General features: G+C 63.6%; 12 protein-coding genes and 1 tRNA gene. 9 read left to right on the top strand and 4 right to left on the bottom strand.

The window, feature by feature from the left end:
- Positions 1–238 precede the first annotated feature (238 nt).
- Positions 239–430 (top strand): hypothetical protein, encoded by a 192-nt coding sequence (locus JC616_RS20200; RefSeq protein ID WP_048409471.1) that lies wholly within the window; start codon positions 239–241, stop codon positions 428–430.
- Between the two features lie 192 nt (positions 431–622).
- Complete coding sequence (locus tag JC616_RS20195; RefSeq protein WP_107800640.1) at positions 623–2485, top strand: ABC transporter ATP-binding protein; 1863 nt, start codon at positions 623–625, stop codon at positions 2483–2485.
- Positions 2486–2662: 177 nt separating this feature from the next.
- On the opposite strand, the gene JC616_RS20190 is transcribed toward JC616_RS20195, so the two are convergent.
- Positions 2663–2739, bottom strand: a tRNA-Arg gene (locus JC616_RS20190).
- A 269-nt stretch (positions 2740–3008) separates the two neighbouring features.
- Between JC616_RS20190 and JC616_RS20185 the strand changes: the two genes are divergently transcribed.
- Positions 3009–3620, top strand: a complete 612-nt coding sequence (locus JC616_RS20185) for a c-type cytochrome (RefSeq protein ID WP_227105032.1) — start codon at positions 3009–3011, stop codon at positions 3618–3620.
- Between the two features lie 520 nt (positions 3621–4140).
- On the opposite strand, the gene JC616_RS20180 is transcribed toward JC616_RS20185, so the two are convergent.
- On the bottom strand, positions 4141–6156 hold the full coding sequence (locus JC616_RS20180; protein ID WP_227105030.1) for a UvrD-helicase domain-containing protein: 2016 nt from the start codon (positions 6154–6156) through the stop codon (positions 4141–4143).
- 129 nt (positions 6157–6285) lie between these two features.
- Between JC616_RS20180 and JC616_RS20175 the strand changes: the two genes are divergently transcribed.
- From JC616_RS20175 to JC616_RS20160, 4 genes are all read left to right on the top strand, one after another.
- Entirely contained in the window at positions 6286–7107 is an 822-nt protein-coding gene (locus JC616_RS20175; RefSeq protein ID WP_107800637.1) for a symmetrical bis(5'-nucleosyl)-tetraphosphatase, read from the top strand.
- A gap of 304 nt (positions 7108–7411) precedes the next feature.
- Entirely contained in the window at positions 7412–8617 is a 1206-nt protein-coding gene (locus JC616_RS20170) for an MBOAT family O-acyltransferase (protein WP_227105028.1), read from the top strand.
- A gap of 79 nt (positions 8618–8696) precedes the next feature.
- Positions 8697–9734, top strand: a complete 1038-nt coding sequence (locus JC616_RS20165; protein ID WP_227105026.1) for an SGNH/GDSL hydrolase family protein — start codon at positions 8697–8699, stop codon at positions 9732–9734.
- Positions 9731–10885 (top strand): SGNH/GDSL hydrolase family protein, encoded by a 1155-nt coding sequence (locus JC616_RS20160; RefSeq protein ID WP_227105024.1) that lies wholly within the window; start codon positions 9731–9733, stop codon positions 10883–10885. The genes JC616_RS20165 and JC616_RS20160 overlap by 4 nt, the downstream gene beginning before the upstream one ends.
- Before the next feature lie 74 nt (positions 10886–10959).
- Here JC616_RS20160 and JC616_RS20155 read toward each other — a convergent pair whose 3' ends face one another.
- Together JC616_RS20155 and mutM are read right to left on the bottom strand one after the other, a co-directional pair.
- Positions 10960–11775 (bottom strand): lysophospholipid acyltransferase family protein, encoded by an 816-nt coding sequence (locus JC616_RS20155; RefSeq protein ID WP_107800633.1) that lies wholly within the window; start codon positions 11773–11775, stop codon positions 10960–10962.
- A 40-nt stretch (positions 11776–11815) separates the two neighbouring features.
- Positions 11816–12631 carry a bifunctional DNA-formamidopyrimidine glycosylase/DNA-(apurinic or apyrimidinic site) lyase gene (gene mutM, locus JC616_RS20150; protein WP_107801968.1) on the bottom strand — a complete coding sequence of 272 codons (816 nt, stop codon included), beginning with the start codon at positions 12629–12631 and terminating at the stop codon, positions 11816–11818.
- Positions 12632–12709: 78 nt separating this feature from the next.
- Here mutM and JC616_RS20145 point away from each other — a divergent pair, with 78 nt between their 5' ends.
- Both JC616_RS20145 and lolB read left to right on the top strand, forming a co-directional pair.
- Positions 12710–14467 (top strand): tetratricopeptide repeat protein, encoded by a 1758-nt coding sequence (locus tag JC616_RS20145; RefSeq protein WP_227105022.1) that lies wholly within the window; start codon positions 12710–12712, stop codon positions 14465–14467.
- Positions 14467–15006, top strand: coding sequence for a lipoprotein insertase outer membrane protein LolB (lolB, locus tag JC616_RS20140; protein WP_227105020.1), 540 nt, complete (start codon positions 14467–14469; stop codon positions 15004–15006). Before JC616_RS20145 ends, lolB begins: the two co-directional genes overlap by 1 nt.
- Positions 15007–15020: the final 14 nt, after the last annotated feature.

The raw sequence follows: 15020 nt of genomic DNA, 5'->3' as shown, positions 1-15020 counted from the left end.
ATCATTCTCAAGAGCGGAAAAATCCGTCAATAAATGCCAAGGGCCCTTGGCCCGCGCTGTTTCCCGCGCCAAATACTCGTGTCGTTAAGCGCCGCCGTCCGCGAAACGGCGCTTGCTCCGCGTAAAATTATGCCAATGGTTTGTTTTTGGCGAAATCAAGGAAACATCGGCATGGCGAGTTTCTCACTTTTTGCCGGCGGTGAAAGCGGACGCCGCGGCCTTGGGGGGCGCAAGGGGGATGTATCGTTTGAAACTGATCTCGGAGCAGTTCGGCGTTGACGACAGCGGGCCGCTGCATCCCAGCCAGGAACAAGCGCGGCGGGCCGCGCTGGTGATGTGGAACGTTTATCGCGGCCAGCTGCGCATCGAGATTCACCGCGTGGTGGACCTGCGCAGCCGCAAGACGGAAAAGCTCGAGGAGTTGTGCTGACTGTCGCGTTTTAGCCAATGTAGTTGCCTACAAATCAACCCTGTTCGCGTTTATTGGCTGAATATGACAAATGCGGGCATGGTCGACGCCAACTTTCCATTGCGCGATTTTCAGCGCTTGGCTATTGTCCTACTTCCTATTAAACCCAAAGCAGGCGCGGCTCAAGAGGCGGCCTCTGCACTGGAGCGATCTTTGTTCAACTGGTTCGAAAAGCGGATCCATCCGTATCCCGACACGTCCCCGGCCCAACCTCCCAAGGGCTTTTTCCCATTTTTGTGGTTCTGTACCCGCGGCCTGCGCGGCCTGATTGCGGCCGTCATTTTGCTGACCGCCGGCATCGGCGCCTTCGAGGCCTTGCTGTTCTCCATGCTCGGTTCCGTCGTGGACTGGCTGAGCGCGGTCAAGCCCGCGCTGTTGTGGGACGCGCAACGCCATAATCTCTTGCTGCTGGCGGGCATCCTGCTGGCCAGTCCCTTGCTGATCGCCGTGCAGGCGCTGATCAAATACCAGGGCCTGTCCGCCAACTTCCCCATGCTGCTGCGCTGGAATTTCCACCGCCACCTGCTGCGGCAGAGCATGAATTTCTATCAGGACGAATTCGCCGGGCGGGTCTCCGCCAAGGTGATGCAGACCGCGATCGCGGTGCGGGAAACGGTGATGATCGTCGCCGACATCCTGGTGTTCGTGGTGATTTACTTCGTCACCATGATCGCCGTGGTCGGCAGTTTCGACAGCCGTCTGCTGTGGCCCTTCCTGGCCTGGCTGGCCTTGTACGTGGCCACGCTGTACTTCTTCGTGCCGCGTCTGGGCCAGGCCGCCACCGCCCAGGCCGACGCGCGCAGCCTGATGACCGGCCGCATCACCGACGCCTACACCAATATCGCCACGGTGAAGCTGTTCTCGCACGCCCAGCGCGAGGCCGGCTTCGCCCGCGGCGCGATGCAGGAATTCCTGGCCACCGCCTATCGCCAGATGCGTTTGATCAGCGGCTTCGAAATCATCAACCACAGCCTGAGCATGTTGTTGATCGCCAGCACCGCCGGCGCCACCTTGTGGCTGTGGAGCATGGGCGAAGTCGGCGTCGGCGCGGTGGCGGCGGCCACCGCGATGGCGCTGCGCCTGAACGGCATCTCGCACTGGATCATGTGGGAGATGGCTTCGCTGTTCGAACAAGTGGGCACGGTGCAGGACGGCATCGCCACCCTGTCGCGCCCGGTGCTGGTCAATGACAGCGCCGACGCCAAGCCCTTGGCGGTGAAGCAGGGCGAGATCCGCTTCGATCAGGTGGATTTCAGCTACGGCGGCAGCAAGAGCGTGATTGAACAGCTGTCGCTGACGATACGCCCGGGCGAGAAGATCGGCCTGGTCGGCCGCTCCGGCGCGGGCAAATCCACCATCGTCAATCTCTTGCTGCGCTTTTACGATCTGGACGGCGGCCGCATTCTGATCGACGGCCAGGATATCGCGCGGGTGACGCAGGACAGCCTGCGCGCCCAGGTGGGCATGGTGACGCAGGACACCTCGCTGCTGCACCGCTCGGTGCGCGACAACCTGCTTTACGGCAGGCCGGACGCCGACGACGCCGCGATGGAAGCCGCCGCGCGCCGCGCGGAGGCGCACGACTTCATCCTGACCTTGACCGATCCCAAGGGACGCGTCAGCTACGACGCTCATGTCGGCGAACGCGGGGTCAAGCTGTCCGGCGGCCAGCGCCAGCGCATCGCCATCGCCAGGGTGATGTTGAAGGACGCGCCCATCCTGCTGCTGGACGAAGCCACCAGCGCGCTGGATTCGGAAGTGGAAGCGGCGATTCAGCGCAGTCTGTATCGGCTGATGGAGGGCAAGACCGTGGTGGCCATCGCCCACCGGCTGTCCACCATCGCGGCGATGGACCGCTTGATCGTGCTGGACAAGGGGCGCATCGTGGAAGAGGGCGACCACCGCAGCCTGCTGGCCAAGGGCGGCCTGTACTCGCGGCTGTGGGCGCATCAGAGCGGGGGCTTCCTCGGCGAAGAGGACGACGACGCAGCGGAGCCGGTGGCGACGCTGGCCTGAGGCCGAGCCAAGGCCAAGGCGAGAGAGCGGGACGCGCAAGCGGCCCGCTTTTTTCATTGCGGAGACGGGAAGACGGCTGCGGCGACCCAGGACGCGTTTAGACGAAAACGCGGTTTCGGCGCGCGTCGCGGAAAAATAATGGGAAAAAGCGGAAAAACGGAAAATACTGAGATGTTGTGGCGCACCCGACAGGGATCGAACCTGTGACCTTCAGCTTCGGAAACTGACACTCTATCCAACTGAGCTACGGGTGCGCTGTGCTTGCTTTGAGGCAGGCCCGCATCATAGCGCAACTTCCTTACCCGAGTCCAGTGTATGGTTTTGCCTTGCCTTCAGGCTTACCGTATAATTATCCTATTTTAAATGTCATTAATTCCAGGCGAGGCTCGTAATGAGTAATGAGAACGGAATGGCTCCCGGCCAGGTCATCAAAGTGCTGGTTGGCGTCGTTGTCTTTCTTGTAGTGGCAATCTGGCTTTTGGCCAAGTTGGCTACCAGCGGTTACAACGTGGATGCCGAAGTAATGACCAAGGAGGCCATTGCGTCTCGCCTGAAACCGGTCGGCGAAGCCAAGGCCAGCGACGCGCCTCCGGGAATGCGCACTGGCGAACAGGTATATAAAGGCATCTGTATTTCCTGTCACGGCACCGGCCTGGCCGGCGCGCCCAAGTTCGGCGACACCGCCACCTGGGGTTCGCGCATCGCCAAGGGCTGGGACACGCTGACCCAGCACGCGCTGCAGGGCTTCAACGCGATGCCGGCCAAGGGCGGCGCCACCGACCTGAGCGATGACGAAGTGAAGCGCGCGGTAGCCTATATGGGCAACTCCGCGGGCGGAAAGTTCACCGAACCGCCGGTGGGCGGCGCAGGCGGCGCGGCCGCGGCGGCGGACCCGGCCGTGGTGGGCAAGAAAATCTACGACAGCGTGTGCATGGCCTGCCACGCTGCCGGCATCGCCGGCGCGCCGAAGTTCGGCGACAAGGCGGCCTGGGCCGAACGTCTGAAGCCGGGTCTGGACGAAGTGGTTAAGATCGGCATCAAGGGCTTGAACGCGATGCCGGCCAAAGGCGGTTATACCGGCAGCGACGCCGAGTTCCGCTCCGCCGTCGAGTACATGGTGAATAATTCCAAATAAGCCGCGGATCAACGCAGCAAAAAACGCCTTGCACGGTTGCAAGGCGTTTTTTATCGCCCAAAAGCGGGGGTTTCTATGTTTTTGGGAAAATTTTGACCGGATGAAATGGCAATGTGCTATGTCAACAAAACCCCGCTGTAACAAGGGACAGGTGCCCTGGCGGGGCGCATGGTGCATGATGAGTCCATCTGTTTAGGTCGTGAAGCGTCAGGCGCTTCGCGGCTTGGTGTGGGGATTCAGTGGCTTTCCACTTTCGCTTCACCCAGAGATGTTCCTCATTCTTCATATGGCGCCGCTGGCGCCATTTTCTTTTGCGCGTCGCGCCAGCCAGGATGGACCGGCGTCGCAGGCGAAAGTTCTCGCGCCTTGGTGTGGGTGCTCAGCGCCTGTTCAAAGCCTGGCGAGCCTGCGCGCGACAAGGCAAGCGACTGAGAGCGCGAGATGGCCATGGTCATCTGGGCATGCCGAAGCGGCGGACGCCGCGCGCTATTCTCCACGCGGGCAGGGCTTGCTCGGCTTTTCAGGATTCGGCCGGCTTTTCCTTATTGGCCAGCATCGCGCTGAGGCTGGCCAGCCGCGATTTGCCCTCGGTCTTGCTGACGATGGGCTCGGCGCCGGGTTTGCCGAAGTGGCGAAGATCGTCGCCGTTGATCTCGCTGATGAAGCGGGACGGTTCGACGAACTGCCATTCGCCGGCGCGCTTGCGTTTGACGCAATAGGTCAGCGTCAGCATGCGCTGGGCGCGGGTGATGCCGACGTACATCAGCCGGCGTTCTTCCTCCACCATGCCGTTGTCGACGGATTCGCTGTGCGGCAGGATGCCTTCCTCGGTGCCGACCAGGAAGACATACGGGTACTCCAGACCCTTGGACGCGTGTAGCGTGGACATTTTAACCGCGTCCACCTCGCCTTCCTCGCGTCCTTCCAGCATGGTGATCAGCGCGATGGTCTGGGTCAGCTCCACCAGGTTCTTGCCGCTGTCCTCGCCCTTGCGGCTGAGCCAGCTCACCATTTCCAGGATGTTTTTCCACTTGGTTTCGGCGATGCGCGGGCTGTCCTCGCTATCGTAAAGCCAGGCCTCGTAGCCTATGGCCTGCATCATCTCCATGGCCAGCGGGCCGCCGTCCTCGCGGGTGGCGCGGTATTGCAGATTGGCGATGAAGTCGCAGAACTGCTCCAGCGGTTCCAGCTGGGCCTTTTGCACTTGCAGGCGGAAGCCTTCCTCATGGGCGCTGGCGAACAGGCTTTTACCGCGTTCGCCGGCCCAGGCGCCCAGCCGTTCCAGCGTGGCGGCGCCGACGCCGCGCTTGGGCGTGGTCAGCGCGCGAATGAAGGCCGGATCGTCGTCGGGATTGGCGATCAAGCGCATATAGGCCAGCATGTCCTTGATTTCCGGCTTGTCGAAAAAGCTTTGGCCGCCGGCCATCTGGTAGGGGATGCGCTGATTGCGCAAGGCTTGTTCGAAGATGCGCGCCTGATAGTTGCCGCGATAGAGGATGGCGTAGTCCTTGAACTCGGTGCGGTATTCGAACTTGTGCGCCAGCAGTCTTTGCACCACGGTTTCCGCCTCGTGCTCTTCATCCTTGCACTGAACCACGTGGATGGGTTCGCCCAGGCCCAGTTCGCTCCACAGCTGTTTCTCGAACAGCTTGGGATTGTTGGAGATCACCGAGTTGGCCGCGCGCAGGATGCGGGCGGTGGAGCGGTAGTTTTGCTCCAGCTTGATGATCTTGAGCTTGGGGAAGTCGCTTTGCAGCAAGCGCAGGTTTTCCATATTGGCGCCGCGCCAGGCGTAGATGGACTGGTCGTCGTCGCCCACCGCGGTGAACATGCCGCGCAAGCCGGTCAGCAGTTTGACCAGCTGGTACTGGCAGGTATTGGTGTCCTGGTATTCGTCTATCAGCAGGTAGCGCAGCTTGTTCTGCCACTTCTGCAGCACGTCTTCATTGCTTTGGAACAGCTGCACCGGCAGGCGGATCAGGTCGTCGAAGTCCATCGCCTGGTAGGCGCTCAAGGTGTCCTGATAGGCGACGTAAGTGGAGGCGCAGACGCTTTCCCACGCGCCCTGGGCTTCCAGCAGCATCTGGTCTGGCGTTTTCAGGTCGTTTTTCCACAGTGAGATCTGGCTCTGCACCTTGCGCACCTCATCCTTGGAGGTGGTCTTCAGGATGTCGGAGATGATCTTGCCGGCGTCGAAGGCGTCCAGGATGGAGAACTGAGGCTTATAGCCGAGGTGCGGCGCTTCCTGACGCAAGATCTGCATGCCCAGCGAATGGAAGGTGGAGACGGTGATGCCGCGGATCTCCGCCGGCGTCATCAGCTTGCCCACTCGTTCCAGCATCTCGCGCGCGGCCTTGTTGGTGAAGGTGATGGCGGCGATATTACGCGCATTGATGCCGCCTTCGCGGATCAGGTGCGAAATCTTGAAGGTGATGACCCGGGTTTTGCCGGAGCCGGCGCCGGCAAGCACCAGCAAGGGGCCGTCAAGATACTGGATCGCCGCGCGCTGCGGCGGATTGAGCAAGGGAGCGGACATGGCGGTATGGGGGAAGGGGCCCGGCGGGGCGCAGTAAATCGGTAACTCAGCCAGTGCATTGTAGCATGCGGTATCATGGCGCTATCCGCGGATGACGTCTCAGATCGATCCGCCACTTATGAGGTGCATATGGCCATCTACGCTATTGGCGACATTCAAGGGTGTTTCCAGCCGTTTCAGCAGTTGCTGCGGCAAATCGATTTCAATCCCGGCAAGGATACCCTGTGGCTGACGGGAGACTTGGTCAATCGCGGGCCGCAATCGCTGGAAGTGCTGCGCTGGGTGTTCCAGCATCAGGATCAGGTGGAGATCGTGCTGGGCAACCACGATCTGCATTTGCTGGCGGTGGCGGAGGGTTTCGGCAAGCTGCATCGCAGCGACACGGTGCTGGACATTCTCAACGCCGCCGACGGCAAGGTGCTGCTGGACTGGTTGCGCTGCCAGCCTATGATGATAGCCGGCCACGGCTACGCGATGGTGCACGCCGGCCTGTTGCCGGAGTGGAGCATAGACCGCGCGCTGGATCTGGCGGAGGAAGTGGAGGCCGGCTTGTCCGGCCCCAAGCACCGCGAATTCCTGTCTCGACTGTACGGCAACCGGCCGACGCGCTGGAACGAGGAGCTGCGCGGCTCCGACCGTCTGCGCGTGATCGTCAACGCGATGACCCGGATGCGTTTCTTGAACCGCGACGGCGAGATGGATCTGAATTACAAGGGCGAGCTGGAGAACGCGCCGGCCGGGCTGACGCCCTGGTTCGAGGCGCCGGGGCGCTGGCAAGGCGAGATGCCGATTATCTGCGGCCATTGGTCGGCGCTGGGCGTGCATATCACCGACGACGTGGTGGCGATTGATTCCGGTTGTTTGTGGGGCGGCAGCCTGACCGCGATGCGTTTGGGGGACCAGGCCTTATTCTCCCTGCCGTGTTCGGCTTATCGCGAAATCACCGCCTAAAGAGTATGGGCGGCTGCGCCGCCGTAAATAAAATATCGACAAGCCATAGTCAGCCAGGCCCTATGGCTGTCATAATCGCGGCTCTTGCCAGAGCCGTTTTTTTATTTGTATGAGTTACCTTTCCATTGAGTTCGCGCTGGCATTCCTCGCCTTTTTCGCCCTGTATTGGCTGTGCCGCAAGCGCACGGATTGGCAGAATGGTTTGCTGTTATTGGGCAGTTACGCCTTTTATGCCAAGCTTGATTGGCGATTTGCGCTGATTCTTGCCGTTTATACCCTGTTATTGACCCTGATATCGTCGCGGATGCTTGATTCCGTCCGGCCCAAGCGTTGGTTGCGCGCGGGTTTGCTGATGGCGGTGGGCAATCTGGCGATATTCAAATACTTCGATTTCTTCCGCGAAAGCGCGCAAGCGGGGCTGCATGCGTTGGGTATCGCCGCGATATTGCCGGCGGTGGATTTCCTGATGCCGGTGGGCATCTCCTTTTACACCTTTCAATCGGTCAGTTATCTGGTGTCCCTGTATCGCGGCGAATTGCGTTTCGCCCGGGCCAGGGAGCTGGGTTTGTTCCTGGCGTTCTTTCCCACCTTGTTGGCCGGGCCGATTTGTCGCGCCACCGGTCTGCTGGAGCAGCTGCGCAGCGGCGCGCGTCGCCACATCCTGCAACTGGATCGCGCACTGGGTCTGATTGTGCTGGCCCTGGCCAAGAAACTGTGGCTGGCCGGCTGGCTGGCCAGCGCCTGGGTGGACCCGGTGTTCAGCGCGCCGGAAACCTATCACGCGCTGGAGGTCTGGGCGGCTTTCTACGCCTACGCCTTCCAGATCTATCTGGATTTCTCCGGCTACACCGATCTGGTCACCGCCCTGGCCTTATTGCTGGGCATCCAGTTGCCGCGCAATTTCGACGCGCCCTACCTGGCGCACAATCTACGCGATTTCTGGCGGCGCTGGCATATGTCGCTATCCAGCTGGATTCGCGATTACATCTATATTCCCTTGGGCGGCAACCGGCTGGGTTTTGCCCGCGCCCAGCTCAATTTGCTGGCCGCGATGCTGCTGTCCGGCCTGTGGCACGGCGCCAGCCTGAAATACCTGGTGTGGGGCGGCATGCACGGCCTGGGCGTGGTGGGCTTGAACCTGGGGGACCGGCTGTTGGGCAAGGAAGCGCTGACGCGGCGCTGGGCCTGGCTGGCGCGGCTGCTGACCTTCCATTACGTTTGCCTGGCCTGGGTGTTTTTCCGCGCCGCGTCGCTGGAGGACGCCTGGAGCTTTTTGGAGGCCATGGCCGGCACCGGCCAGGAATTGACGCTGAACGCGCCGGGCTTTCTGGCGCTGAGCGCGGCGGCGTTTGTCGCGCTGCCTCATCTGGGCGCGGTTTGCGAACGCGGGATCGCCCAATTGGGCCGCCTGCCGTGGTGGGGCAAGCCCAGCTTGCTGGCCGGCTGCGCCTTGCTGATCATCGTGGTGTCGCCGCCGGGCATTCCGGGTTTTATCTATTACCAGTTTTAACCGTGTTTTAGTCGTGCTGGCGCGGCTGCGCATCCGCCGCCGCGCGTTTCATTCCTTATCGCATTGAGGCAAGCGTCAAATGATCGCCCGTTCCGCCATCCGCCAGGCCCTGGCCATCCTAGGCAGCAGCATGCTGCTGCTGTGCTGGATCGAGCAGAGCTCGATCAACGCCTATTGGCGGCAGACCTTTCACCGTCCCAGCCAGCTGGAAGCCTTGTCCGAGCTGAGCGTCTGGCGTTTGGGCGCGGAACTGGGGCGGGAGTTTCGCGATCAGAGCCGAGGGCTGCTGAGCCGGCTGGATCGTTGGGACGACGAGATGATCGCCTATTTCAACGCCTGCTGCCTGAGGCCGGCATTGCCGCCGGTAAGCGCGCCGGCGGAGCCGGCGGCGGCGCAGACAACGGCAACGGCGGCCTTGCCGAACGCGGGGCCGACGCCGCGGCCGCCGTCGGCCCCGCCGCAGCAAGCGGCGCCCAAGGACGCCCGCATCTTGCTGCGTCCGGGGCAGAAGGTGTTGCTGGCCGGGGACTCCATGATGCAGGGCGTGGCGCCGCATTTGCTGCGTCCCTTGTTCAAGCTGCACCAGATCAAGGCGCTGGATCTCAGCAAGCAGAGCACCGGTCTGACCTATCCGGATTTCTTCAACTGGCCGGATACGATAGAACGGCAGTTGGCGGCGAATCCCGACACCGGTCTGGTGGTGGTCTTCCTGGGTGCCAACGATACTTGGGACATGGTGGGCGGCAGCCGCTACATCCGTTTCGCCTCCGAGGAGTGGGAACAGCGCTACCGCGAACGCATCCGCGCCATCCTGGCTTCGGCCCGCAAGCATGGGACGCAATTGCTGTGGCTGGGCGCGCCGAATATGGGCAAGGACAAGCTCAATCGCGGCGTGCAGTACATTAACGGCGTCTTCCGCGAGGAAGTGGAAGGCGCGGGTCAGCGCTATCTGTCCACCCGCGAGGCCTTGGGCAGCGAGGACGAGACGTTCACCAAGTTCATGACCTTGCCCGATCAGGGCGAAGTGGCGGTGCGCACCGCCGATGGCATTCATTTCACCCGTCAGGGCCAGGTCTTGCTGGCGCGGCGCGTGTTGGCAGAATTGAGGTTTGAATGAAGTTGAGAATCAGCGGGGCATTGGCCTGCTGGCTGGCGGCGGCATCGGCGCTGGCCGCGCCGGTGCAGGATTTCGGCGAGATCAATCTGGCGAGGCTGGCGTCGCGGCTGAAGGCGATTTCCACCGCCGTGCAGCCGGTGCGCGTCACCCAGCTGGGGGATTCGCATACCGCGGCAGACTATCTGACCGGCACGCTGCGGGAGCGCTTCCAGGCCAAGTTCGGCGACGCCGGCATCGGCTGGACGCCGCCGATGGCGGTGCCGGGCCAGCGCCACGCGCTGGTGATGGCGCGCAGCGAGGGCTGGACGCTGATCAATAGCCGCAAAGACGGTGATGCGGACTTCCCGCTGGGCGGTTATATCGCTCAGGCGCAGCGGCCGGGCGCCGCTATCAGCGTACTGCCGCGCAATCCGCTGGACGGCCTGTGGCGCGCGCGCTTCCGCGTGCGGGCGGCTCAGGACGGCGCCGGCGCGCTGGAAGTGGATGACGGCCACGGCAGCCGCAAACTGAATCCGCCGGAGGCGGGCAGGGGCTGGCAGACGGTGGAGCAGAAGCTGTACTTCCCCTTTGTGGTGCGCGCCGGCGCGCTGCCGGCGGTGGAGCTGGGCGGCGTCGAGCTGGAGCGGCTGGCGCCCGGCGTGGTGCTGGACAGCATAGGCAGCAACGGCGCCCAGCTGTCGATCTGGCAGCGCTGGGGCAAGAGCTGGAGCGCTCAGCTGGCGGAGCGCAACAGCGACCTGGTGATCCTGGCCTACGGCGTCAACGAGGCCTTTGACGACAGGCTGGACCTGATCGAGTACCAGCTCAATCTGCAGGCGGCGATCAACACCGTGCGCCGCGATCTGCCGCAGGCGGCCATCCTGATGCTGGGTGCGCAGGACGCCGCGCGCAAGCGCGGCGCGGCCAGCAAGGAGTGCTCGCCGGGCCGTCCGCTGCAATTGGCGGCGGTCAAGCGCATCCAGCAGAAAGTCGCGCGCGACAGCCATGTGCTGTATTGGGATTGGGAGCAGGCGATGGGCGGGCCTTGCAGCATGAAGCGCTGGCAGGCTCAGCAGCTGGCGCGGCCGGACATGGTGCATTTCTCGCAGCAGGGCTATGCCAAGCTGGCCGACGATTTGTTCGATAATCTGATGGCGCGGCTCAACCTGTGAGCGTAGTCGGCGCTGGATGAGAAAAGCCCCCGGTATCGGGGGCTTTTGCATTGGCGAGGCTTCGCAGCAGGTGCTCAGTGTTGCCGAGCCGGTTCCTGCGCCGCTTCCGCGGCCGGAGGCGGGCTCAGGCGCAGCGCGCGCGCCACTTCCTGCTGCGCCTGCTGCGCCAGCGCGAAGCGGGTATCCAGGCCGTTTTCCCAGGCTTTCAGCGGTTGGCCGTAGCTGACCTCCACCTCCATCGCCGGCATCGCCAGCACCTTGCGCACGCTTTGCAAGAAGGTCAGGTCGCCGATGAAGGCCGGCTCCAGCGTCTGTTCGCCGTCTGCGCCGTAATAGCGCAGGCCGACCGGCTGAACGGTGCCGCGCGAAAGCAAGGCGGCTTCGAACAGCGAGGCCTTGAACGGCAGCAAGGCCAGGCCGTCCGAGGTGGTGGACTCGGGGAAGACCGCCATGCAGGCGCCGTTTTCCATGGCGTGGGCCAGCGCCTTGTAAACGCGGCTGGCGTCCTTGCGTTTGCTGCGATCGATAAACAGGGTGCCGCCCAGATGCGCCAGCCAGCCCAGCACAGGCCAGGAGCGGAGCTCGCGCTTGGCGACGAAGCGGGACACCGTGCAGCTATTGAGCACGAAGATGTCCAGCCAGGAAATGTGGTTGGCCACCAGCAGGGTGTTGGGCGGGTAAAAGCCGGGGTTGACGCCGTGGATCCGCACGCTGATGCCGAGGATCTTCAGCGCGTGAGCGGCCCAGCGCCGGGTGACGACGGCGCGCTCGGCGTGGGCCAGCCGAGAATAACGGGTGGCCAGGATGAAAACACCGACGGCCAGGTGGCCGAACAGGCGCGCGACGCGTCCTATCCGGGTGAGCAAAGAGGTTGTGGCGATTGACTTCAAGATGCTTTGAGGCTCGGTGCGCAAGGTTGAGGCCGTAACTCTAGCATGGCTGGCATAGCGGACAATAGTAGGAACTGCGCTGGCCCTGGCGCAAATGCCGGATCGGCGTGCCGCATTGGCGGCAGGGCTGGTCCTGACGGCCGTACACCATATAAGTCTGTTGGAAATAACCCGGCTTGCCGTCGCTGTGCACAAAGTCGCGCAAGGTGCTGCCGCCGGCCTGGATGGCGCGGTTCAGCACGCTGCGGATTTCCTCGGCCAGCCGGCGGTATTCTCCGTCGCGCACCGCGTTGGCGGCGCGGGCGGGATGGATGCCTGCGTGGAACAGCGCCTCGTTGGCGTAGATATTGCCGACGCCCACCACCACGTGATTGTCCATCAGCATCAGCTTGACCGCGCTGCCGCGGCGTTGCGCGGCCCGGATCAGGGTGTCGCCGTCGAAGCCGTCGGACAGCGGTTCGGGTCCCAGCGCTTGCAGCAGGGGGTGGTGCTCGATGGCGCCGACATGCCACAACACCGCGCCGAAGCGGCGGGGATCGCGGTAACGCAGCACATTGGGGCCCAGCAGCAGATCGATGTGGTCGTGCTTCTCCGGCGGGGTGTCGGCCGGCAAGAAACGCAGGCTGCCGGACATGCCCAGGTGGATGATCAGGGTGCCGGCGTCGGTGCCCAGCAGCAGATATTTGGCGCGGCGATCGACGGAACGTATCGTCAGGCCGCGCAAGGCGGCGTGAAGTTCCGGCGGCACCGGCCAGCGCAGGCCGGCGTGGCGGACCACGGCGCCCTCCAGCGTGGCGTTCAATAAATGGGGCAGAATCCCGCGGCGGGTGGTTTCGACTTCTGGCAGTTCAGGCATGGGTAGAATGGCGCGAAGATAAAAACAGGTCATGCTATTCTACGCATTCAACAGGTTTATAAGCAGGTCTCTGACTCCATGCGAATGCAACGGCTGAAAAAAACACTCCCTTTGCTGATGGTCGCGCTGCTGTCGGCATGCGCCAATTTCAAGCACCCGGGCGCGGCGAAGTCGGTCGATGCCGGCAAACCGGCCGGCGACGAGGCCGCGATCACGCAGAAAGAAGACGAAACCCTACTGCCCAAGGCGGAGCTGACGCCGGAAATCCTCTATGGCGTGGTGGCCGGCGAAATCGCCGCCCAGCGCGGCTCGGTGGGCGCCTCCGCCGTGACCTATCTGGAACTGGCGCGTCAGACGCGGGATCCGCGGCTGGCGCAGCGCGCGGCCGAATTCTCCATGTTCGCCGGCCTGCTGAAGGAAACCTCGGAAGCCCTGACCCTGTGGATGGAGCTGGCGCCGGACTCGGTGCCGGCGAGAGAACAGCTGTTTATCACTCTGCTGCGCGCCGGCAAGCTGGCGGAAAGCAAGCCGCTGATCGAGGCGCTGCTGCAAAAAGAGCCGGAGCGGGCGCCGGCCATCTTCGTTCAACTGGCGCGGCTGACCTCGCGCCAGAGCGACAAACAAGCCGCTTACGAACTGGTGAAGCAATTCGCCGTCCGCTATCCAGACCTGGCCGAGGCGCGTTTCGCGCTCCTGGCCGTGGCCGCCGAGGCCGGCGATCAGGCCACGATGAACCGCGAATTCGACAGGCTGGCGCAGATCGCGCCGGCCTGGGACTTGCCGGTGGCCTGGCAGGTGGACAGGCTTCGCCGCGAGCAGCCGGAGCAGGCTATCGATTTTCTGCAGCGTGAACTGGCGCGGCGGCCGAACGCCGGCCTGGAGCTGAAGCTGGCCAAGCCGCGGCTGCTGGTGGGCGCCAAGCGCTTCGCCGAGGCGCGCCTGGCTTTCGACCAGCTGCTGCCGAGCAATCCCAATAATCCCGATTTGCTCTACGCGTCCGGTCTGATGGCTTATCAGATGCGCGACCTGCCGGCGGCGGAGCGGCATCTGCGCCAGGCGCTGGCGGCCGGCCATCCGGAGGCCAATTTCATTCGCTACACCCTGGGCCAGATCGCCGAGGAGCGTCAGGACGCCGCCGGGGCCAGGGGCTGGTATGAAATGGTGGGCGCCGGGCCGCAATTCCTGCCGGCGCAAGGCCGGCTGGCGATCATGGACGCCGGCGACGGCAAGCTGGATCTGGCCCTGACGCGTCTGGCGCCCTTGGGCGGCAACGATCAAGAGAAGATCACCCTGGCTTTGCTGCAGTCCCAGTTGGCGCGAGAGGGCAAGCAGCCCGGCAAGGCCCATGACTTGTTGAGCAAGGCGCTGCTGCGCATGCCCAAGGCGCCGGAGTTGTTGTACGAGCGGGCGCTGGTGTCGGACAGCCTGGGCAATGTCGGCAACGCCGAACGCGATCTCAAGCAAGTGCTGAAGGAAAAGCCCGGCGACGCTCAGGCGCTTAACGCGCTGGGCTACACCCTGACCAATCGCACCAGCCGCCATCAGGAAGCGCTCGGCTATATCGAAAAGGCGCTGAAGAGCGAGCCGGACAATCCCACCATTCTGGACAGCCTGGGCTGGGCGCAATACAAGCTGGGCCGCCTGGACGCCGCCTTGAAAACGCTGCAGAAGGCCTATGCGCTGTTGCCGGACGCGGAACTGGCCGCGCATCTGGGCGAGGTGTTGTGGAAGCTGGGCAAGAAGGACGAGGCGTTGGCGGTGTGGAACAAGGCTCTGGAGGCGAGTCCGGAACATGATGTGCTGCGCGAAACCATGCGCCGTCTGGGGGCCCATTGATGAAGTGGAGCGGTCTGATCCTGGCCCTGTCTCTTGCGCTCACCGGCTGCGCGACGCGCGAGGCGGTGTTCATGCCCGCCGCGACGCAGTCCGCGGACCAGCCCTTCGCGGTCAGCGGACGTTTGTCGGTGAATCTGGACGGCAAGGGGCATGTCGCCAACTTCGATTGGCGGCACCAGCCTGAGCGCGATCAGTTGGCGATCAACTCGCCGCTGGGCAATACCGTGGCCGAAGTGATCCGCGACGCCGGCGGCGTCACCCTGCTGGCGGACGGCAAGGCCTGGCAGGCTGCGGATGTGGAAAGCCTGACCGAGAAAACCCTGGGCTGGCCGCTGCCGCTGTCCGGCCTGGCCTGGTGGATCCGTGGCATGCCCGTGCCGGGCGAGGCGAGCGAAGTCCGTCCCGACGGCGAATTGCTGCAGCAGGGTTGGCGCATCCGCTTCGTGCGCGAGGCCGAGTCCGGCGAGCGCTATCCCAAGCGCGTGGATCTGGCCCGAGACGGTTTGACGGTCAGAGTGGTGACCCGCGACTGGCGCTGACGCGCGTCGCGTCC

This window comes from Chromobacterium rhizoryzae (assembly GCF_020544465.1).
Lineage (GTDB): Bacteria > Pseudomonadota > Gammaproteobacteria > Burkholderiales > Chromobacteriaceae > Chromobacterium.
This window is presented reverse-complemented; position numbering and strand designations above follow the sequence as displayed.